Annotated in this window: 21 protein-coding genes; 8 read left to right on the forward strand and 13 right to left on the reverse strand. The window is 66.5% G+C overall.

Going from position 1 to position 18,661, the window contains the following annotated elements; translation table 11 throughout:
* The first annotated feature begins 58 nt into the window (after positions 1 to 58).
* The 4 genes from ACOQPE_RS07135 to ACOQPE_RS07150 all read left to right on the forward strand — a co-directional run bounded on the left by ACOQPE_RS07135 (position 59) and on the right by ACOQPE_RS07150 (position 5,433).
* Complete coding sequence (locus ACOQPE_RS07135; protein WP_420611128.1) at positions 59 to 2,686, forward strand: RCC1 domain-containing protein; 2,628 nt, start codon at positions 59 to 61, stop codon at positions 2,684 to 2,686.
* Between the two features lie 78 nt (positions 2,687 to 2,764).
* Complete coding sequence (locus tag ACOQPE_RS07140; RefSeq protein ID WP_420611129.1) at positions 2,765 to 3,943, forward strand: hypothetical protein; 1,179 nt, start codon at positions 2,765 to 2,767, stop codon at positions 3,941 to 3,943.
* Positions 3,944 to 4,162: 219 nt separating this feature from the next.
* Complete coding sequence (locus ACOQPE_RS07145) at positions 4,163 to 4,957, forward strand: enoyl-CoA hydratase/isomerase family protein (protein ID WP_420611130.1); 795 nt, start codon at positions 4,163 to 4,165, stop codon at positions 4,955 to 4,957.
* Between the two features lie 8 nt (positions 4,958 to 4,965).
* A complete protein-coding gene (locus ACOQPE_RS07150) occupies positions 4,966 to 5,433 on the forward strand; it encodes a cupredoxin domain-containing protein (RefSeq protein WP_420611131.1) in 468 nt (155 codons plus the stop codon).
* 60 nt (positions 5,434 to 5,493) lie between these two features.
* On the opposite strand, the gene ACOQPE_RS07155 is transcribed toward ACOQPE_RS07150, so the two are convergent.
* The gene (locus ACOQPE_RS07155) at positions 5,494 to 6,372 is read right to left on the reverse strand and encodes an LLM class F420-dependent oxidoreductase (RefSeq protein WP_420611132.1); all 879 of its coding nucleotides are present in this window, start codon (positions 6,370 to 6,372) and stop codon (positions 5,494 to 5,496) included.
* A 131-nt stretch (positions 6,373 to 6,503) separates the two neighbouring features.
* On the opposite strand from ACOQPE_RS07155, the gene ACOQPE_RS07160 reads away from it, so the two are divergent.
* A complete protein-coding gene (locus tag ACOQPE_RS07160) occupies positions 6,504 to 7,883 on the forward strand; it encodes an MFS transporter (RefSeq protein ID WP_420611133.1) in 1,380 nt (459 codons plus the stop codon).
* A 132-nt stretch (positions 7,884 to 8,015) separates the two neighbouring features.
* Here the strand turns inward: ACOQPE_RS07160 and ACOQPE_RS07165 are convergent, their stop codons facing one another.
* Genes ACOQPE_RS07165 through ACOQPE_RS07175 form a run of 3 tightly spaced genes read right to left on the reverse strand, consistent with a single transcriptional unit; the run spans position 8,016 to position 10,510 of the window.
* On the reverse strand, positions 8,016 to 8,840 hold the full coding sequence (locus tag ACOQPE_RS07165; RefSeq protein ID WP_420611134.1) for a YbaY family lipoprotein: 825 nt from the start codon (positions 8,838 to 8,840) through the stop codon (positions 8,016 to 8,018).
* A 7-nt stretch (positions 8,841 to 8,847) separates the two neighbouring features.
* Positions 8,848 to 9,702 (reverse strand): hypothetical protein, encoded by an 855-nt coding sequence (locus ACOQPE_RS07170; RefSeq protein ID WP_420611135.1) that lies wholly within the window; start codon positions 9,700 to 9,702, stop codon positions 8,848 to 8,850.
* A 1-nt stretch (position 9,703) separates the two neighbouring features.
* Positions 9,704 to 10,510, reverse strand: coding sequence for an SDR family NAD(P)-dependent oxidoreductase (locus ACOQPE_RS07175; RefSeq protein WP_420611136.1), 807 nt, complete (start codon positions 10,508 to 10,510; stop codon positions 9,704 to 9,706).
* 116 nt (positions 10,511 to 10,626) lie between these two features.
* On the opposite strand from ACOQPE_RS07175, the gene ACOQPE_RS07180 reads away from it, so the two are divergent.
* A complete protein-coding gene (locus ACOQPE_RS07180) occupies positions 10,627 to 11,004 on the forward strand; it encodes a VOC family protein (RefSeq protein WP_420611137.1) in 378 nt (125 codons plus the stop codon).
* A gap of 76 nt (positions 11,005 to 11,080) precedes the next feature.
* Here the strand turns inward: ACOQPE_RS07180 and ACOQPE_RS07185 are convergent, their stop codons facing one another.
* Both ACOQPE_RS07185 and ACOQPE_RS07190 read right to left on the reverse strand, forming a co-directional pair.
* Positions 11,081 to 12,244, reverse strand: coding sequence for an NAD(P)/FAD-dependent oxidoreductase (locus ACOQPE_RS07185; RefSeq protein WP_420611138.1), 1,164 nt, complete (start codon positions 12,242 to 12,244; stop codon positions 11,081 to 11,083).
* A 23-nt stretch (positions 12,245 to 12,267) separates the two neighbouring features.
* Complete coding sequence (locus ACOQPE_RS07190) at positions 12,268 to 12,678, reverse strand: RDD family protein (protein WP_420611139.1); 411 nt, start codon at positions 12,676 to 12,678, stop codon at positions 12,268 to 12,270.
* An 87-nt stretch (positions 12,679 to 12,765) separates the two neighbouring features.
* On the opposite strand from ACOQPE_RS07190, the gene ACOQPE_RS07195 reads away from it, so the two are divergent.
* The gene (locus ACOQPE_RS07195) at positions 12,766 to 13,755 is read left to right on the forward strand and encodes a dienelactone hydrolase family protein (RefSeq protein ID WP_420611140.1); all 990 of its coding nucleotides are present in this window, start codon (positions 12,766 to 12,768) and stop codon (positions 13,753 to 13,755) included.
* Positions 13,756 to 13,808: 53 nt separating this feature from the next.
* Here ACOQPE_RS07195 and ACOQPE_RS07200 read toward each other — a convergent pair whose 3' ends face one another.
* The 6 genes from ACOQPE_RS07200 to ACOQPE_RS07225 all read right to left on the reverse strand — a co-directional run bounded on the left by ACOQPE_RS07200 (position 13,809) and on the right by ACOQPE_RS07225 (position 16,395).
* A complete protein-coding gene (locus ACOQPE_RS07200; protein ID WP_420611141.1) occupies positions 13,809 to 14,201 on the reverse strand; it encodes a type II toxin-antitoxin system VapC family toxin in 393 nt (130 codons plus the stop codon).
* Positions 14,192 to 14,473: a type II toxin-antitoxin system Phd/YefM family antitoxin gene (locus ACOQPE_RS07205; RefSeq protein WP_420611142.1), complete on the reverse strand. Its 282-nt coding sequence runs from the start codon at positions 14,471 to 14,473 to the stop codon at positions 14,192 to 14,194. Before ACOQPE_RS07205 ends, ACOQPE_RS07200 begins: the two co-directional genes overlap by 10 nt.
* Positions 14,474 to 14,621: 148 nt before the next feature.
* Positions 14,622 to 14,822: a hypothetical protein gene (locus ACOQPE_RS07210; protein ID WP_420611143.1), complete on the reverse strand. Its 201-nt coding sequence runs from the start codon at positions 14,820 to 14,822 to the stop codon at positions 14,622 to 14,624.
* Between the two features lie 62 nt (positions 14,823 to 14,884).
* Positions 14,885 to 15,151, reverse strand: a complete 267-nt coding sequence (locus ACOQPE_RS07215; RefSeq protein ID WP_420611144.1) for a hypothetical protein — start codon at positions 15,149 to 15,151, stop codon at positions 14,885 to 14,887.
* A 164-nt stretch (positions 15,152 to 15,315) separates the two neighbouring features.
* The gene (locus ACOQPE_RS07220) at positions 15,316 to 15,924 is read right to left on the reverse strand and encodes a hypothetical protein (protein WP_420611145.1); all 609 of its coding nucleotides are present in this window, start codon (positions 15,922 to 15,924) and stop codon (positions 15,316 to 15,318) included.
* Positions 15,925 to 16,167: 243 nt separating this feature from the next.
* Positions 16,168 to 16,395: a hypothetical protein gene (locus ACOQPE_RS07225; protein ID WP_420611146.1), complete on the reverse strand. Its 228-nt coding sequence runs from the start codon at positions 16,393 to 16,395 to the stop codon at positions 16,168 to 16,170.
* Between the two features lie 162 nt (positions 16,396 to 16,557).
* On the opposite strand from ACOQPE_RS07225, the gene ACOQPE_RS07230 reads away from it, so the two are divergent.
* Positions 16,558 to 17,697 (forward strand): helix-turn-helix domain-containing protein, encoded by a 1,140-nt coding sequence (locus ACOQPE_RS07230; RefSeq protein ID WP_420611147.1) that lies wholly within the window; start codon positions 16,558 to 16,560, stop codon positions 17,695 to 17,697.
* Positions 17,698 to 18,181: 484 nt separating this feature from the next.
* On the opposite strand, the gene ACOQPE_RS07235 is transcribed toward ACOQPE_RS07230, so the two are convergent.
* Positions 18,182 to 18,541 (reverse strand): hypothetical protein, encoded by a 360-nt coding sequence (locus ACOQPE_RS07235; protein ID WP_420611148.1) that lies wholly within the window; start codon positions 18,539 to 18,541, stop codon positions 18,182 to 18,184.
* Positions 18,542 to 18,661: the final 120 nt, after the last annotated feature.

Below are 18,661 nucleotides of genomic sequence, written 5' to 3' on the forward strand. Positions count from 1 at the left end.
TGGCAGCCAATGACGTGCAGTGCAGCGGTTTCCTCTGGAACGCGGCCAGAATGTGCCGATGAGATTGCGCGCAGGCGTCGTGGGTGTGACGGCAGTCCTGCTGGTGGCGGCGCTGCTGGCACAGCCCGCTGCCGCGCAGCGTCCAGACGGACCAGTGTTCGCTGTCAAGGATCGCTGGACAGCGCTTGCAGACATCGAATTCCCGACCGCCTTCACCGCCGTGTCCGCCGGGAACGACTTTTCCTGCGGGCTGCTCGCTTCGGGCGAGGTGGTCTGCTGGGGCGATAACGCAGCCGGGCAGCTTGAGGCCCCAGATGGCTCATTCGCTGCAGTGTCGGTCGGCAGCCATGCGTGCGCGCTGCGCACGAGCGGCGAGGTGGTCTGCTGGGGCCGCAACTCTCGCGGGCAGGCCGATGCGCCGGAGGGTTCATTCATTGCGGTTGCTGCTGGCTTTTCCCATTCCTGCGGTGTGCGCAGTGATGGTGAAGTGGTCTGCTGGGGCGATAACGCATCCGGGCAGCTCAATGCGCCGGAGGGCCCTTTCACTGATATTGCTGTCGGCACTTTCTATTCCTGCGGTGTGCGCAGTGATGGTGAGGCGGTCTGCTGGGGCTACAACCGGGACGGGCAGCTTGACGTGCCGGAGGGTTCTTTTGCTCAGATCGCTGTCGGTTTTCATTCCTGCGGGCTGCGTACGGGTGGTGAGGTGGTCTGCTGGGGCGACAGGGGCAGTCTGCAGCCGAACGTTCCTGAGGGCTCGTTCGTTGCCGTGGCAGTCGGTGGCCTTTACTCGTGCGGGCTGCGTTCCGGCGGTGAGCTGGTGTGCTGGGCAGGGGCGCTTGACAGGGAGCTGTACGCGCCGGGGGGTTCGTTCGTCGCGGTATCTACCAGCGATTGGCATGTATGTGGAATTCGCGTCGATGGCGAGGTGGTCTGCTGGGGCACCTACTACGACGGCCAGCTTGACCCGCCCGACGCACGGCTCGAAATGGTCGCCACCGGTTCAGACCATGCGTGCGGGCTGCGCGCCAGCGGCGAGGTTGTCTGTTGGGGTGAGGGCCGTCACGGCCAGCTTGACGCGCCCCAAGGTCGGTTCACCGCTGTGACTGTCGGCGATAGCCATTCCTGCGGTGTGCGTAGCGACGGTGAGGTGGTCTGCTGGGGTGACGGCCGCTACGGACAACTCGATGCACCCGATGGTGCCTTCGCCGAGGTGTCCGCCAGCGGCACTCATTCGTGCGGGTTGCGCGCTGGTGGCGAGGTTGTCTGTTGGGGTGGTTATTGGGATCGTCGGCCTGACGCGCCGGACGGTGTCTTCACGGCCGTGGCCGCGGGCGATGGCTATTCGTGCGGGTTGCGCGCCAGCGGCGAGGTGGTCTGCTGGGGCAGGAACCACGACGGCCAGCTTGACGCGCCGGGTGGTTCTTTCGTCGCCATCGCCGCTAGCTACCACCATTCGTGTGGGGTACGCCCGAGCGGCGAGGTGGTCTGCTGGGGCGACAACACCTACGGGCAGCTTGACGCGCCCGACGGCTCGTTCTCTGCGGTGTCGGCCGACTTTGGCTATTCGTGTGGGTTGCGCGCTGGCGGTGAGGTGGTGTGCTGGGGCAGGAACGACGCTGGGCAGCTTGACGCGCCGGGGGGTTCGTTCACGGCAGTCGCCTCCGGTCGCTCCTACTCGTGTGGGTTGCGCGCCAGCGGCCAGGCTGTCTGCTGGGGCTACTGGCAGTCGGACCCACTGGTTGCGCCCAGACCGCTATGGCGCGATCAACAAGTGATCGCCGGAGGCTGGGCCGACGGCTTGATCGGCGCAGACAGGCTCGATCCAACAGAGCTCAGTGCCCGAGAAATCGTGATAGCGGCCATGAGTACAGAACACACAGAATCCAGCCGAGTCCGCACCGCTACCTACACGGGCGCTGCCGAGCGCCTCACGCAGGAGCAGTATTCCGAGGTCGACGAACACGGCAACACGCACACCTTAATCCGAACCGGGGTGGGACCGTACGACTCTGAGACGCAGTCGATTGTCGAGATTCTCATGGTCGACGATGTCGTATACGCCCGGCTCAGCATTGCCGAGGAGCTGCTCCAGGGTTCGGGCATCGAGTTGACCGATGGCTGGATGACAGTGGGCCGCGCGACGATGGAGCTGCTGGGTGTCGACTGCGGCCCTCCGGTGCCGGCTTCGGGACTTGCCGGCGATGAGTGCGCGCCGCCGAACGATCTTTCGGAGATGGCGGATTTCGTGCTTGAAGCCACCATCGTCGGACGTGAAACCGTGCGTGGGGTCGAGACGATCAGGGTTCAGTCTGCGCTTGACTTCAGATCGCTCATGGAAGAGGCCCTTGGCGAAGCTGTCGATGGCGGATTGCTGGGCCTGACGCTTGCATTGATGCCCAGCGAGTTGCCCATCGAGCTGTGGATTGACGACGATCTTCGGGTGCATCGCATCCGCATGGAACTCACGCTGAACTTCGAAGCGTTGAGCGAAGCGCTCGGGGAAGAGATCGACGAGCCGCCGACGACCGTCGTGGTGACGGACTCCTACGACTTCGGCGCCGACATCACCATCGAGGCGCCCCCGCCCGACCAGATCGTCGGCGAGTTCGGCGAGTGGCTTGAGGACTTGGGATTCCTAGGCCTCTTCGACGATCCGATCTTCGATCCGAATTCCACGGCATAAATGTCGGCACCGCCGCCGACCGAAACAGGTGGCCGTCCGCGGACACGGCCTGCCAAGACACCGGAAGAAGGCCGGTTCGTGTCGGCAGCGCCTGCGCCTCGGCTCCCCGGCACCGGCACCGGCAAGGAGATGATGACGGTGAAGGCTCGCAAGGCGAGGTTCGCGGCAGCTCTCGCGGCTGCCGCGCTAGCGGCCGTTGCATGCGGTGGCGCTGGCGAGGGAAATGAGGCGGACGTCGTGACGCAAGCGACATCCGCACCGATGACTGCTCCAGCGCCCCCGACCAGCGCTGCTCCCGCAACGGCTGTGCCGCCGGTAACGACCGCGGCAGCCAGCGGCTTGCCGACCGATGCCATGGAACTGCTGCATGCCAGTACTGAGGCAAGCATGGGCCGCTCCGTCCGGGGCGTCATGTCGCTCTCGTTGCCGGGTCCTGACGGGGACGCAGCACCGCTGACGGCGCGATTCGAAGCCGACGCCGATGGAGATGTGGCGGTGTTCATCAACCTCGACGAGGTGTCGGAAGCTGAGTCCGGCGCGCCCGAGGATGCCCCAGCGTCGAGTATCGAGATGGAGTACCGCTTCGTGGATGGCCTCGGGTATGCCCGGCTTGTGGTGCCGCCGGAGTCGCGCGATCGAGCGGGCGCGGATCTGCCGCCCGATGGCTGGTTCACGCTCGGCCCAGAGACAGCCGATGCAATCGGCCTGCTGTGCCCGTCGTCGATCATGGCGCAGGCTGTGGCCGGCGAGGAGTGCCCGCCGCCGCCCGACCTGTCTGCCTTGTTCGCAGCGGCCGCGGGGGCCGAGATCGTGGGTGAGGAAGAGCTCGACGGAACAGCGACGACGCGAATCGATGTGGCAGTCGATCTCGCCGTCCTGGCGGAAGCAGCGTCCTCGACCGGGATGATCGACGACGACGGCCTTTCGGGACTCCTGCTCAGTGGATTCTTTCCTGACGATCTGATCGTGAGTTTCTGGGTGGATGAGGACGCCCTGATGCGCCGCGTATCCATCGATCTGGGTTCGATGCTGAGGGGATCGCTGGGCGCATTCGCACAGGGCACCGATGAACTGGCGGACGAGATGCCCCAGCTGGGCCAAGTGGTCGACTTCCACGATTACGACACCGAGATCACCATCGAGGCACCGCCCGCGGACGAGATCATCGGCGATTTCGGCGACCTCGGCGATCCGACGGGATTCGGCATGTTCGACGGACAGGAAGCGTCCGGCATCTCGGCACCCGCGGGGGGTTGACGCCGTCGACAGATTCGCCTGCGCCCGGGCCTGCGCCCTCGTATAGCGCTGTCTGCGGCCTGCGCTTGAGTACCACGTTGCATGCCAGACTTCCCGCAGCGACGGCGAGAACACGGGGCAACGACAATGGCGATCGATGCAGCCACCGCTCCGGGATACGAGAACTCATAGCTGCGTGTCAGACTGCCCCGTGGATGGCACCGGAAACGGGGAGCGGGCATGTCGCTGGAACTTGAGACCGTGCGGGTGGACGGCGATGGGCCGGTGCGCCACTTGGTGCTGAACCGGCCCGAGGTTCACAACGCCGTCAACTCCCAGCTGATCGCCGACGTTCATGCTGCGTGCCTGGCGCTGGATACCGACCCGAGCGTGCGGGTGGTGATCGTGCGCGGCGAGGGCCGCAGCCTGTCGTCGGGCGCCGACCTGAAGCAGGGGCGCGGCACCAGCCTCGACGCCATGTTGGGCTCCAAGGCCGGCGCCCGCATGTACGACACGCTGATGCACCTCAACGCGATCACGATCTGCCTCTGCCACGGCTACATGATCGGCGGGGGAGGGGTGCTGCCCGCTGCGTGCGATTTCCGCATCGGCAGCCCGTCGATGAGCCTGACGCTCAACGAGGTCAGCATCGGCTTCAACCTCACCTGGCACTCGGTGCCGGCGCTGGTGAACCTGGTGGGGCCGCACCGGGCCAAGGAGATGCTGATCCTCGGGCGCACCTACGGCATGGACGAACTCGACGGGTGGGGCTTCTTCACCGAGACCGTGTCCAGCGACAACGAGCTGGTGCCCGCCGCCGAGCGCCTGGCTGCAGCCGTCGTGAACCAGCCGCCAGTGCCGGTCACGTCGTCGAAGGCATCGATCAATGCGCAGGCGATGCCGCTCGGCCGGGCCATCAACCACCTCGACCACGTGGCCGTCGGCTACATGGGCAAGAGCGACAGCTCCCGCACGGCCGTGCGCAGCTACTTCGACCGGGACGATCCCGACGCCCGTACCTGGTCCGACGACTGAGCAGGGCGATGGCTGGGTCCGGCAGCGCTGAGTCTGACGGTGTCGAGCCCGACGACCTCGAGCCCAGCGGCGCATCGAGCGGCGCGAGCGGGCCGAACCGGCGTGACCGTAGCTGGCCGAACCAGCGCACCCTGCTGCTGTACCTGCTGGGCGGGCTGCTCATCGCGGCGATCCCCGTCATAGTGGCGCGCTTCGTCGACCAGCCCCCCGGCGACACCTACACCATCGACATACCGCCGGGAACGGCCGCCGCCATCGCAGCCGGCCAGGACGTAGACGTCGTTCCTGACGAGCTGGACCTCACGCTTCGAGACGTGCTGATCATCGTGAACCGTGACTCGGTGGCGCACACCATCGGCCCGTTCGAGATAGGATCCGGCGAGCAATCCGAGCACTCGTTCAACGAGGTGGCTGCCATCAGCGCCTATTGCTCGCTGCACCCCTCCGGCAGCATCAGCATCTCCATCGGCGAGTAACTGCGGCTTCGAAGAATCAAACCCGCAAGTCCAGATGCCACAGCGGGCTCACGTGACTCTCTATGACTCCTGGCAGGCCGGCAAGGCCTCGTCGGCGAACTGCACGACCGCATCCTCGGGCCGGCCCATGCGCAGCGCCGCAGTGTTGATCAGCAGTCGCTGCACACCGTGGTCGCGGTACACCTCGAGCCCTTCAAGCCCTTCGCGGTGGTAGTTCCAGTACGCCGTCAGCGCCAGCTCGGCTGGGTCGCGCCCGTGCCGGTCGCATTCGGCGTGCATCTCGCCGATCAAGCGCTTGAAGTCGTCGAGATCCTTGTGGATCACATACCAGCCGTCGCCCCGCGCCACCAGGCGACGGATGGCCGGCGGCGTGGTGCCGCCGATGAGCAGCGGCATGCGGGGCCGCTGTGCCGGTGTCGGCAGCATGCAGAACCCGGTCCAGTCCAGGAACTCGCCCCGGAAGTCGACGTCCTCGCCGGTCCACGCGGCGGTCATGGCGTCGATGTACTCGTCGGCACGGGCGCCCCGGCGGTCGAACGGCACGCCGAGCGCGTCGAATTCCTCCTCCAGCCAGCCCACGCCGATGCCGAGCTCCAGCCGCCCGCCCGACAGGTGGTCCAGCGATGACGCCTGCTTGGCGAAGTACAGGGCGTTGGCCTGGGTGACGATGTTGACGCCGGTACCGAGTCGCAACCGCTCGGTGGCCCCGGCGACGAAGGTCAGCGCGATGAACGGGTCGGTGAAGCCTGCGTCCGTTGGGAGGCCCAGCTTGCCGCTGGGGTTGTACGGGTAGCGGCTCTCGTAGTCGTGGGGCACGATCACGTGCTCGAACGTCCACACCGATTCGTAGCCGAGCTCCTCGAGCTGCTGGGCGAACGACCGCAGGTATCCGGGGTCGAGGTAGGCGGCCGAGTTGATGGGGGTGATGCCGACGTGCATCTGCGGGACTGTACGCAACACCCGTGGCGTGTGACGGGTGGAGCGTGACGAGTGACTGTGGCTTGCCGGCCCGGTCAACCCACCGAGTCCGCAAGCCGGGCGTTCCGCGCAGTCGTGCACGCTGCGGCGCAGTGCGCCAAGCTGTTGCGGTGCGGGAGGAAGTTGCCATCAATGGCGCTGTCTTCGCCGTGCGGCGCGCCTCGAGGTACTCGCGCTCAGACCAAGCGCGCATCCAGCGGCGCACAGTCGTCGTGCTCATCGCCAGCCAGGCGGCCGGCGGTTTCGGCCTGGTCGCCACTTACATCGTGAGCGCCCTGCTGGCGAAGGACATCACCGGCAGCGCCACGCTCGGCACCATCGCCGCAAGCTGCCTGTCGATCGGCTCGGCGTCGGTTGCGGTGCCGATGACGCGCCTGATGAACCGCTACGGGCGCCGCTCGGGTCTGCGCTTCGGCTATCTGGTCGGCGCCGGCGGGGCGCTGTCGGCAGTGCTCGGCGCGATCCTGCTGAATTACCCGCTGCTGTGCGTGGGTGTGTTCGGCGCGGGTGCCGGCAATGCAGCCAACCTCGCGACGCGTTACGCCGCCTCGGACCTGTCCACCGAGCAGCGCCGTGCCAGCACCATCAGCATGATTGTGTGGGCGACCACATTTGGCTCGACTGCGGGCTCGGCGGTGTCGGGCTTTGCCAGCGAGGTTGGCGTCGCGTTCGGGCTTCCCGACAAGACCGGCTCGTATGTTTTCGCCGGCATCATGTTCTTGCTCGCAGCGGCGATCATCGAAGTCTTCCTGCGCCCCGACCCGATGCATGTGGCCAGCGAGCTGTCCGAGAACGGCCACGACGGTGCCTCCAAGGAGCCTGCGCTGCCCGCCCCGTCGACGCGTGAGGCAATCTCGCTGATCTGGCAACGGCCCGAGGCTCGGCTGGCGGTGCTGGCGATGATCGTCAGCCAGGTGACCATGGTGGGTGTCATGGCGCTGACGCCGTTGCACATGGATGAAGGCGGCCAGTCTCAGAGCGTCATCGGGTACATGATGGCGTTCCACATTCTGGGCATGTACCTGTTCTCGCCGGTGGTCGGTCGTCTGACCGACAGGATCGGCAGCTACCCGATGCTGTTCATTGCCGGTGGCCTCTGCACTTGGGGTGCCTACTGGGCCGCGATCACGCCGCCTGCCGGGGCGCTGGGAGTGTTCATGGGGAATTTCCTGGTGGGCCTGGGCTGGTGCTTCGGGGTGGTCGCGGCGTCGAACCTGATGGTGGCGCTGTATCCGATTCACCAGCGGGTCTCGGTTCAGGGTGTCGGCGACTTCGCGATGCTCGCTTCGGGGGCGGTGGCCGGTCTGAGCTCGGGGGCGCTGTACTCGATCTTCCAGTACAGCGGTGTGAACTACGCGAATGCGCTGTTCGGCTTGGCGCTGATCCTGGCCACGTTCCTCACCTACACCGGCGTGCGCCGCTCGGTGCGCCGCCCGCACCACCAGCAGCCGGCAGTCGCGGTCGGCGGCTGAGCCACAGCGCCGCGAGTTCGCCAATTCGTTCAGCGGCAGCCGAACGGGCTGCTGTTGCAGGGCCGGCTCGCCCGCGTTGCGCGCGGTCGCGCTCCCTACGGCGCAGTGAAGCTGAAGGTGCGCTCGCGCTCGCTAGGGCGCGATGAAGCTGAAGGTGCGCTCGCCGTTCAAGACGACCTCGAACGTCTCGCCCGAGATGAACCGGTCGCCGAGGTGGACGATGGCGTCGAGTTCGAGGTCTCGCTCGGAACAGTCCTGCGCCCATGGCACCGGTGCCGGCACCCATGCCGTCACGGCGACTTCGTAGCGGTCGCCGTTGCGCACGACTTCCTCCCGGCCGATGTGGTAGCAGCCGTCCTCGCTGGAGGCGGCGAACTCAACCCGCAAGAAGCCGCTGCTCTGGCTGCCAGTTGAGCCCTCCCAGAGCATCTCCACGCCGGTCACGTGCACCGGCGCGTCGACCCGGTCGGGATCGGTCGGGCTCCAGCCGTCGGGCGCAAGCTCGGGCGGCGGCTCCACCATCACGAGCGTCATGTCGACCCTGCGCGGGTTGCCCCGGGTGATCACGTCGTACGCGGTGTCGTTGGTGAACGCCATCCGACCGTCGCCCTCGGTGATCACCGCCGAGACCGAGTAAACGTTGCGGTCGTCGATCTCGTCGCTGACGTAGCGCACATCGAATTCGATCGGCACCTGGCCGGGACTGCTGATGATCTGCTCGGCGACGAGCACTGAGGCTGCATCGGCGAGGGACGTGTCGCGCAGCTGCACCGTCACGACGGCATCTGGCGTCAGTGCAATGCGCTCGCGGTAGGTGATGGTGCCGCGCACCGACGCGTCGGCACCCGGCGCTGCGGGCGTGACCACTTCGGTGGTGTCGTCGTAGTAACCACACGCGCCCGCAACGAGTGCGAGGGCGATGCCAGCCAGTTCTGATGCTCTGAGGACGAATCGCATGGGTCGCTTATGCCGCGCTTTGGAGGGAGGCCAGCAGCGAGCCCTGCTGTCCCAGCGGCTCGACGCCGAGCGTGCGGAAGATCCGCCAGTGCAGGCTGATGTCTGAGGCGATGATCGGCACGCCGAGCTGCGCTTCGATGTCGGCGGCCAGGCTGACGAAGCGCTGCGGCAGCCCGTCGGCGCCGCGGTAGTTGGACATGCCGTTGACCAGCACCGCGTCCACGTCGGGCGCCTGGCTCAGGGCATGCTCGCAGGATCGCAGTGCGAGGTCGCCAGGGAAGATCCAGGTGCAGTCGTTCACCTCGTCTTGGGTGTCGTACCAGCCTTGGTCGACGAAGTTCCCCGCCCACACCACGTCGATGCCCGCGCTGCGCAGGAACCGCACCACGCCGTCGCGCCAGTCGGGCCAGAAGTACACGGCGTTGAGGGCGATCCGCTCGTAGCCACGCGCTTCGCAGGCCTCCACCAGCGTCAGGCCGGCCATGTGGAACGGCGTTTCGTATTTCTCGGACATCTCGGCGGTGAAGCGGCGGATGTCGGCGCAGTCGGTGCCGGCAGCGTGCACCCAGTTCGTGCCGACCTGCCCCACCACGTCGGCGCCGCTGCCCGCCAGGCAGTGCACGGTCTCTTCGAGCAGGTGAAACAGCCCGGCCCGGTCGCTGAGCCGGTGCGCGTAGCCGGGGGCGTGCAGCAGACGGCCGTGCACGCCCACCGACGGCGGGCACATGCGCAGGAAGTCGGTGGGAGCGGCGTCGAAGTCCATCGGCGGCGCCGTGAAGCCGACCTGGTGCGGGAACAGCTTCTTCGCCGGGTCGGACCACTTGCTGGGCTTGATGGCCGAGCTCGCCGAGCTGTCAGCCAAGTCAGCCGCCGATGGGGCTCTGTGCTGTGAGGCCACCGTCCACAGTAAACACGCTGCCTGAGACGAAACTGGCCGCGGGACCCGCCAGCCAGGCGACCACTTCGGCGACATCATCGGGGGTGCCGAGCCGGCCCACGGGATGGCGCTCGATAGCCGCTTGCCGGGCTGCGGCGGGGTCCGCTTCGAGGTCGAACACGGCGTCGGCGAGCGAGGTCGCGATCCAGCCGGGGCTGACCGCCACGCAACGGATGCCCTGGTGGCCGTGGTCGATGGCGATGGCCCGGGTGAGCGCCTCGACGGCACCCTTGGACGCGTTGTACACGGCCATGCCGGCGTCGGCGTGGGTTGCGGCAATCGAGGCGATGTTGATGATGACGCCGCCATCGGGCCGGTTGTTTCGCTGGGCGTCGTGCTGCTCGGCGAGCTGGCGGCCGGACTGCGCCGCTCGCTGGCCGTCGTGCTGGCTCGACATGCGACGCACCGCAGCACGGCACATGTTGAACACGCCCCGCACGTTGACGTCCATGACCCGGTCGAATTCCTCATCACTGGTGTCGGCCACGGTCTTCTCCACCTGCACGCCGGCGTTATTGACCACCACGTCCAGCCGTCCGAACCGCTCAGCAGCGGCAGCCACCAGCGCGTCGGCCTGCGCCGGATCGGCGACGTCAGTCCGCAGCCAGAGCGCGCCATCGAGATCAGGCTCGCTGCGACTGCCGGTCAGCACATCCCAGCCGTCTGCCACGAACCGCCGAGCGATCGCCTGGCCGATCCCCGAGCTCGCCCCCGTCACCACCACACTGCTCACAGCCACTCCTCCGCCACGATCTCCCGCCGCAGTTGGCAGGCTTGCAGCATGGCTCAGCCGCAGCGTGCCACGTACACATCTTCCGAAGCGCACGACACCACCACAGGAGCGGCTTCGTGAGGATCGTCGCGATTGACCACGTGCAGCTCGCGATGCCGGCTGGCGAGGAAGCAGCGGCCCAAGCGTTCTACGAGGGATTACTCGGCGTGCCGCGGGTGCCCAAGCCGCCGCACCTTGAACGACGCGGCGGCTGCTGGTTCGAGAGTGAGCGCGGCGAAGGCGCAGTCAAGATCCACCTGGGCGTTGAGGATCCGTCTTATCCCGCTCGCAAGGCCCACCCAGCGCTGCGGGTCGAAGGACTCGCAGCGTTGGTCGAAGAGCTGCGAGCCGCTGGTGTCGCCATCCGGGACGACGAACCGCTCGAGGGCTACGACCGCGTCTACGTGGACGATCCCTTCGGCAACCGGTTGGAGCTGTTGGAACCGCACGCTTGAGCCGCGGGGCCGCGCTCGGGCCGGGATACCCGGTTCGCAGCGTCCTGATAGCGGTAGTCGCTTCGCGATGTCCGGTTCACACGCCGTTTGACGGACGGAACGATTCGAGCTTGAGCACGGGGTCGGTCCAGCCCTCCTCGGTGAACAGCGTGCCTGCGAGTCGTCCGATCTCGTCGGCCGACTTGGCGGCGGAACCGCATCCGCCGACCGCGACGGCGACGCGGTCGTCCACCCAGTCGATCCACGGCAGGTCGTGCGGCGTGTTCGTGACCACGCAGGGCTTGAAGTCGCGCGACCGGATCGTGCGGTTGGGGAGGAACTCGCGCAGCCGGGCCTCAAGGTCGTCCGCTTCGGCCACGCTCCCGCCGCTGCGGAACCAGTCGACCACAGTGGGCACGTCGTCGGCCATGGTGGCGGCAGGGTCGTAGCCGCCGATCTTCAGCATGACCCGACCGTCGGGGAACCGAACGGGCGGCACCCAGTAGACGTCGTGACGCGGATCTTCCTCGCAGGTGGCCGGGTCGGTGCGGGAGATGAGGCTCGGCAGTGCCGGGCCGTCGTCGAGCTCGGCCATCAAGATCGTCCGCAGGCTGCGCTCGAGTGGCAGGTCGATGCCGACCAGCTCGGCCGCCCACGCGCCGGTGCACAGCAGCACACCTTGCGCGTGCACCGTGTCGCTCCCGACGGTGAGCTGCACGCCATCGGGTGTCGGCACGGCCGCGGAAACCGGCGCGTCGACGACGGTTCCGCCCGCTGCGGCCGTCAGCCGGCTCTGTGCCGTGATCATCCGTCGTGGGTTGATGTGGCCCGCCGGTGCGGCTTCGAGGATGATCGCGTCCGCGCTCGACATGTTGATCCCGAAGCGCTCGGCAACCTCGGCAGCTGTGACCTCGCGCGCGTCGACATCGAGCTCGAGCGCGTGGGCGAGATCCGCATGCGGATCAGCACCCGAATAAACCAGTCCGGTGCCCGAATGAAACCCGATGCCCGAGCGTTCCTCGATGTCGGCGTACCTGCCGATCGAGCGGATCGCCAGGTGTGACCAAGCCGGATCCGGATCGATCATCCGCGTAATGCGGCCTTCGTCATAGTGGCTCGCAAACGGACCGGTTGACGCGGCGTAGTCCTCTGGCTCACCAGGCCCGATCAACGCCACCGAATGCCCGGCCTCCGCGAGATGGCGGGCCGCAGCACTGCCAATCAGCCCCCGCCCAACAACCGCCACCTCAAAGTTCGACATGCCCGCAACGTAGACCGGCGCAGTCAGGACTGCAGCGCCGAGACGTGGACGATGGTGCTGCCCGTGACGCGGTCTGCCACCGTGCGGGAGTCATCGCTCAACGCCAGCAGCATGACGTCGATGATCATGCCGAGACCCAGCGTGAGAACCCAGTAGATCTGTTTGAAGATCTCGCGAATCAACATCCGCAGCCAGCCGAACCGCGTCCCGTCTGATCTCACGGCCGCCATCCCAAGCAGCTGCTTGCCGGGTGTTTGCCCGCGCATCAAGGCGAACACGAGCCACACGACATAGGCAATTGCGACGTACCAGTAGGCAACGATGAACGCCCAGATCACCACCTCGATGAGATGCGCAGCCACACGTCGCATCGGCCTTGCCGACATCTCGTCCAGGTAAGGCGCACGCCGAGGCGGCTCGGGCCCGTCAGACATGCGGCGAGTCTGTCAGCGCGCCTGGGTGGACGCAGTGATCGGCTTCGCGAGGATGTCTGACACGTTGGGACGCGGCAGGCTGTGTATGTGCCAACCGAAGCAGGCGAGCCAACCGACGAGTCCGGTGCCTCTGCCGACGACTACCGCCTGGCCAATGGCCTGTCTGGACAAGCGCTGACCATCCCGTCGGCGAACCCGATCAACTTCCACCAGGCCATCTCGGACACGGCCGGGATGGCCGGCCAGGACATCTGGGCCAAGCTCTTCCTGCCCGACGGGCCCGGACCGTTCCCGGCGGTCATCGTGGTGCCGGGCAGCCTCGGGCTCCAGCCCCACCATCTTGCCCACGCGTCGGCCATCGTCGACGCCGGGATCGCCGCGTGCGGCCTCGACCCGTTCGGCCCCCGCAGCGTCACCTCGACCGTCGCCAACCAGGTCCAGTATTCCTTCGCTGCGAGCGCCTGGGACGTTCTGGCCACGGCCGAGGTGCTTGCGGCCTGCCCCGACATCGATGCGGCACGCATCGGCGCGCAGGGTCACAGCCGGGGCGGCTCAGCGGTGCTGAGCGCGGCGTCGGTGCACCTCGCCGCAGCCTCGGGCGCCCCGAAGCTGGCCGGCGTGTATGCCGCCTATCCCTGGTCAGGCCATCAGTTCGTCGATCCGTCGATCGGCAGCACCCGTGTGCGGGCGATCATCGGCGATCAGGACGACTGGTGCTCGCCGATGCAGGTCCAAGCCCACGTCCACGCCATGCGGGTGGCAGGCGACGACGCCACCGTGCGGATCGTGCCCGACGCCCACCACAGCTTCGACCGCTCCACCCCGCTGGAGCACATCGCAGATGCCGCCGTGACACCGGGAGCGCCCACCGTCTACATCGCCGACGACGGAGCCTTCATCCCGCCCACCTCCGACGAGCCAGACCCGTCGATGGTCGATCTCGACGGCTTCCTCTACGCCATCAACGCCGGCTACGGCATCCGCGGCGCCCACATCGGCGGCACGCCCGAGCTCGCCCCCCTCTTCACAGAAGACATGCTGACCTTCTGGACCGACGTCATGTCACCGGTTCCGTAGTACGCAGCAAGGCGCCGCGCGGGCCACAGGCGCGGTAGGGCTACCAACCGTCGTCAGACTCGGACGACTTCCAGGTCGTCGAGCTCAGGAAAGTCGGCGTCCCCGGTGACGACGGGAACGCCATGGGCGATTGCCGTGGCTGCGATCCATGAGTCGTTGATCGGCATCGCCAGGCCTCGCTCCCGAAGAGTGACTCGCAGCCGTGCCCATGCGGCAGCCACGTCGCCATTCACAGGAAGGGGGTGCAGCGCCATTGCGCTGGCCAGTGTCGAGAGTCGGCGATCGCGCACGACGGTGTCAGATGCTCTCAGCACGCCGACGCGGAGTTCGCCGATGGTGATGGCCGACACGCTCAGACGATCAGGTATTGCATCGGTTCGCAGGGGGCGACCCGTCTCCCGTGCGATGAACAGTGACGTGTCCGCCAGCCCGCGACTCACGGCCATGGCAGATCGTCCGTCGTCTCGGACCTGAGATCTGCCAGGTCATCAAACAGACCGGGGTCTGCCTGATGTGCCAGGACGTCGCGGATGAAGCGCTCGCGGCTCATCCACTGAGGCCGTTCTTCGATGGGACGCAGCTCGGCAACCGGCCTGCCGTGCACGGTGATGCAGATCGACTCGCCGGCCGCCACTCGGTCCAACAGGGCCCGCGTCTGGTTGCGCAGATCTCGAGAAGCAACTTCCTCCATCATGGAAGTGTCGCATATGTGCGACATTTGTCGCAAACCTTGCCGAGTTGGATGAGTGCCGTCTGGCGTACCGAGCGCTGTCCTTGGTTCAGCCACCCTGGCGACCGTAGAAGCGATCTCCCGCTCGGGCGCAGGACCCGCTTGAACGGCCCACCCGCATCACGCGCGCCGACTGCTAATCGCCGGTCTCGAACGACCACGGCTCGGCTTCGGCCATGGCGATGGCGTTGGTGATCGCTGCCAGGTCCTCCTCGGGCCCTTGCGGAAGCTCCCGGTACGACGCCTCGATCGCCTCGCCCTCGCGCGCCCGCTCGCCGCTGGACCGCGTGACGGGCTGGCGCAGAACGCGCCTGTGCCAAGAGTGTGGCGATGTCATGGTCCAACGCGCTGCGTCCCGCCTTCGAGACTGCGGTGCATTCGTACTTCATGCACCAGTTCTCACTGTGAGCTGCGCGACACGTCCGATGGTGTCTCGATGACGGTGAGCGTGACTCGCTCGGCGGCACACGCCGTTCGAAAGCGGTCGGTGGCGTTGCGACTGGAGGCATGCACTTGTGCGTGATGGTGAACAGCGGCGCCAACCAGTTCTGCCAAGGCCAAGCTGAGCCCGTACTCACGGGCGCATTTGGTGGCGTTCACTGTGTACGGGCGTGGATCCAAGACTTGAAGGAGGTGAGCGGGAGGATCCTGCGCGCGTTGGATCATCAACGGTGCCGCGTCCCGACTGATTCGACCAGTACGTCTTGAGTCGAGCAGCGCTCGAATGAGCCGGTAGTACATGGCCCAAGAGATTGCCGGGGTGTCGTCAGGCCATAGTTGCTGAGGATCACCGCTTAGTGCGTACGTCGCTAAGTGGTCATCAACGATGATCACGCCTTTGGCAACCGAGCTATCTGTTCTAGGTGGTCACGCGATACGAGCACGACGATGCCGCTCGGACTGCTCTTGTCGCTCGGGAGTTGCATATAGACGTGACTCGTGAGGTCGTCCGTCGCCGGGAGAGCACCAGCTACTGCGAGATTGGCAGGGAGGTACTTGGTCAGCAAGAACAAGCGAGTATCGCTGCGGAACCTAACAGTCCCAGACTGGGGGTCTTGCCCGTCAGGATCGCCAGTGCCACGCGGTTCTTTGCTTCCGAATAGGCCCTCTGCGATCTCCTCGTACTGTTCGGCCAAGATGCCGAATGCACGATCGACATCGCTGCTGGTCAACTCTGGTCTTGCACGATCCGCGTCCTCGGGCTTCGTTGCACTCGGATCGGCGGGCGCTGTGGGCACCTCCGCAACTTGCTGGTCCCCTTCGGCCGACTCGTCGGCGTCACTGTCATCGTGATACTCGGTGCCAAGGTCCGGATCTGATGCGAAGAGTGCGTCGCAGAGATCCGGGTAGGCGGCGGCGAAGTCGGCGAAGGCCTGGTCAACTGCTGATTCGTCCAGTTCCTCTAAGTCTCCAACACCCTCGTCGAGCGCAGTTGCCACGATGTCGCGGAGGATCTCGTCAGATGGACGCTGCGCTGCCCGAGCGCGCTTGTTCAACGTTCGCGCTTGGGCATCTGAGAGCGGCACCGTGACGTGCGGCATAGATTGAGCGTATCCCTGCCCGTCAGCGCAGGTGGCCGCGGCGGCTGCCGCTGAGCGGCTGGGTAACGGCGTCGCTAGGGGCCATGGCGAGCGCGTTCCGGTCGCCACGCCCTACTGCGATAAGCACGCCAGCACCGAGAATCACAGGCCGTGTCGCTCGCCCGTCGCCGACAGATCTTCGTCGCTCAGCGGGCCCTCTGCCGCTTCCCATTCGTCGAAGAAGGCGCGGACGGCTTCCTTGCGGTCGTGATCGGCTGCGAGTCGCCGTAACGCCTCGCCCACGGTCGCCGCCCGACCGCCGAACTCGGGCGCGATTCGCTCAAGCAGCCGCCGGGTCTCCTTGTCAAGCCGCACCCTTGCCCCCATCACGCTGCCGACTGTATTGGGCGCCTGCCTGGCAGTTGCCTGAATTTCGCGGCCTGAACGCTGGGTGCATTCACCGGCACGGCCGTTGGGCCGCCTGTTACATGATTCAGTACATTTTGTAGGGATGCGTAACTGTCACGTCTTGATCACTCACCGGGGATCGTTGTGAGCGAACTCGGTGAAGTGCTCGCGCGGGCTCGTGCACATGGCCGCTACTCGCAGAAGGATGTCGGCGCAGCGCTGGGTGTCAGCAGGGTGATGGTGTCGTACTGGGAATCCGGCGAGCGCACACCGAACGACCGGCAATTGAGTGCCCTCGCCCGGCTGTACAGCGTCGAGCCGGCGGCGCTCATCGCTGGCAGCTACGTGGAGCCAGTGGATGACCATCTCGCCAACACGCTCCTCCAGCATTGGCAGGGTGCCGAGGGCGACGTCGTGCTGAGAGTCCGTGAGTTCGTCCGCTTCCTTGACCGCTTCGCCGAGCTGGCGCAGATTCTCGACCAGCCCGTCCGAAGCCTCCGCCAGAGCCCATTCGCGGGTCGGCAGAGAAACTCGCAGAGCGACGACATCCGCCGCAAGGCAGCGGAGGTGCGTGCCCATCTCGGGCTCGGCCTGGCGCCGGTCGCTGACCTTGAACCGGTGTGCGAGATGCTGGGCGTCGTCGCCTACGGCGCGTCTCTTGGGCCAGATCCGCACACATCTCCGTCGGGTGCGTTTCTGAGGCATCCAGCTGCGGGCTTGTCGATATTGACCAATCTCGACTTGGCACACGATGAGCGACGCTTCGCCGTCGCGCACGGGCTAGCTCATGCTTTGTTCCACAGTGACGAGACCAACCAAGTGCTCTGCTGGGGCGGCGGCGGGCGTGAGAGCTTCGCCGACGCATTCGCAGGCGAGTTCCTCATGCCGAGCGATGGCGTCCGTCGCTTTGCTGAGGCCATCGGTCTCCCACGACGAATGGACGACCCACTCGATATCGCCCAGGTTCAGCACTACTACCGCGTGTCATGGTCGATGGCGCTGGAACGGCTCCGTCAGATGAACGCAATCACGCGAGGCGCCCACGACGAACTCCTGGCGGGGGAGCACCCGGCGGCCGCCGTCGCGCACCCGGCCGCGCTCGAGGCCGACGAGTTGGTGACCGAGCCGTTGCGACGGTTCCCGAGACCGTTCCTGCGGATGCTGCGCCATGCAGTGCGGACAGGAGCCATATCGCCGCCGACCGCCGGATCGTTCGCTGGTGTGGCGATTCCCGACATTGTCCAAGTCCTCGGCCAGCATGTGAGCAACGATGAGCACTGGTGAACGGAGGAGATGGTGATGATCAGATCCAAGTTCCGTGATGCGTGGGCCGCTTCCCGCCGTCGCAGGCAGTCACGCCCGGTCTACAGGCCGGCATTCAGCGACATACGCGGCCTGCCAGGGCCGAACGCCAAAGCGCCGCCTCCGCCCCCACGCGCCAACCAGACGAGTAGACCGCACGCAGAGTGACCGCCGCAGTGGCCTGGTTGGGCGTAACCTGCGGCCAAGTTCCCCCAGTCGCTTCGGTGGCTGGGTGCAGGGCCCGCTTCGGCGGGTCCTTGCGTTTTCATGATGCGGGTGGCTTGCGGGCAATCCTCGGTGGCGCTCGGTGCGGGGGGCGGCTGACGACGCATTGGCCGGATGTCACTACAAGGGCTGCTTGCGAGCGCTTACTCCTCCGTGACGCGAATTGTCCGCAGCGCAGGTGATGCAGCGAATCGACGTCAGGCCGACAACGGATGCATGCCGTGTTGGGAACGCATCGTGCTCATTCCGAAGTCATGTGAAATGGCCACCGAGTCCCGGAATCTGGGCGTAGCTCGATCCTGCCGATCCCGTCGGTCACGACTTCGGCACTTGCGAGATGCATCCCCTCATGCCAGTGCTCCTGTCGCTGGAACAGGTCCGAGAGCATCAGCCGAATATCGTCGCCCTCGACCTCGGCACCGCACGTGAGGCAGGCGATGAGCCTGTAGTCGTCGACCTCGACAGGCTTCCCGTGCCCTTTGGCACACTCAATGGTGCCGACGACCAGTTCCTGCTTGTCCACGTCGGATCCGGCGGGAACGGCTCCCATGAGCAGCCTCAGCAGTTGTTCCAGCAGATTGGGTGGGTTCGAGGTGCGCATGTCTCCACCATAAGGCTGCCCAAGCGACGTCGAGCGGAAGTGATCGGCCGATCGAAGCCGTTCCCTTGACCGGCTCGTCGTGACCGAGTGTGACCACCTGCATGACGCCCTGTTCGAGAT

It is taken from the genome of Candidatus Poriferisodalis sp. (assembly GCF_965219595.1).
Classification (GTDB): domain Bacteria; phylum Actinomycetota; class Acidimicrobiia; order Acidimicrobiales; family Poriferisodalaceae; genus Poriferisodalis.

What these genes read in the sequence shown, in the direction of transcription:
- ACOQPE_RS07135 (WP_420611128.1), top strand. Translation starts at nt 59, where the DNA reads ATGAGATTGCGCGCAGGCGTCGTGGGTGTGACGGCAGTCCTGCTGGTG.
- ACOQPE_RS07145 (WP_420611130.1), top strand. Translation starts at nt 4,163, where the DNA reads ATGTCGCTGGAACTTGAGACCGTGCGGGTGGACGGCGATGGGCCGGTG.
- ACOQPE_RS07150 (WP_420611131.1), top strand. Translation starts at nt 4,966, where the DNA reads ATGGCTGGGTCCGGCAGCGCTGAGTCTGACGGTGTCGAGCCCGACGAC.
- ACOQPE_RS07155 (WP_420611132.1), bottom strand. Translation starts at nt 6,372, where the DNA reads ATGCACGTCGGCATCACCCCCATCAACTCGGCCGCCTACCTCGACCCC.
- ACOQPE_RS07165 (WP_420611134.1), bottom strand. Translation starts at nt 8,840, where the DNA reads ATGCGATTCGTCCTCAGAGCATCAGAACTGGCTGGCATCGCCCTCGCA.
- ACOQPE_RS07185 (WP_420611138.1), bottom strand. Translation starts at nt 12,244, where the DNA reads ATGTCGAACTTTGAGGTGGCGGTTGTTGGGCGGGGGCTGATTGGCAGT.
- ACOQPE_RS07190 (WP_420611139.1), bottom strand. Translation starts at nt 12,678, where the DNA reads ATGTCTGACGGGCCCGAGCCGCCTCGGCGTGCGCCTTACCTGGACGAG.
- ACOQPE_RS07200 (WP_420611141.1), bottom strand. Translation starts at nt 14,201, where the DNA reads ATGGCCGTGAGTCGCGGGCTGGCGGACACGTCACTGTTCATCGCACGG.
- ACOQPE_RS07205 (WP_420611142.1), bottom strand. Translation starts at nt 14,473, where the DNA reads ATGTCGCACATATGCGACACTTCCATGATGGAGGAAGTTGCTTCTCGA.
- ACOQPE_RS07210 (WP_420611143.1), bottom strand. Translation starts at nt 14,822, where the DNA reads ATGACATCGCCACACTCTTGGCACAGGCGCGTTCTGCGCCAGCCCGTC.
- ACOQPE_RS07215 (WP_420611144.1), bottom strand. Translation starts at nt 15,151, where the DNA reads ATGATCCAACGCGCGCAGGATCCTCCCGCTCACCTCCTTCAAGTCTTG.
- ACOQPE_RS07235 (WP_420611148.1), bottom strand. Translation starts at nt 18,541, where the DNA reads ATGCGCACCTCGAACCCACCCAATCTGCTGGAACAACTGCTGAGGCTG.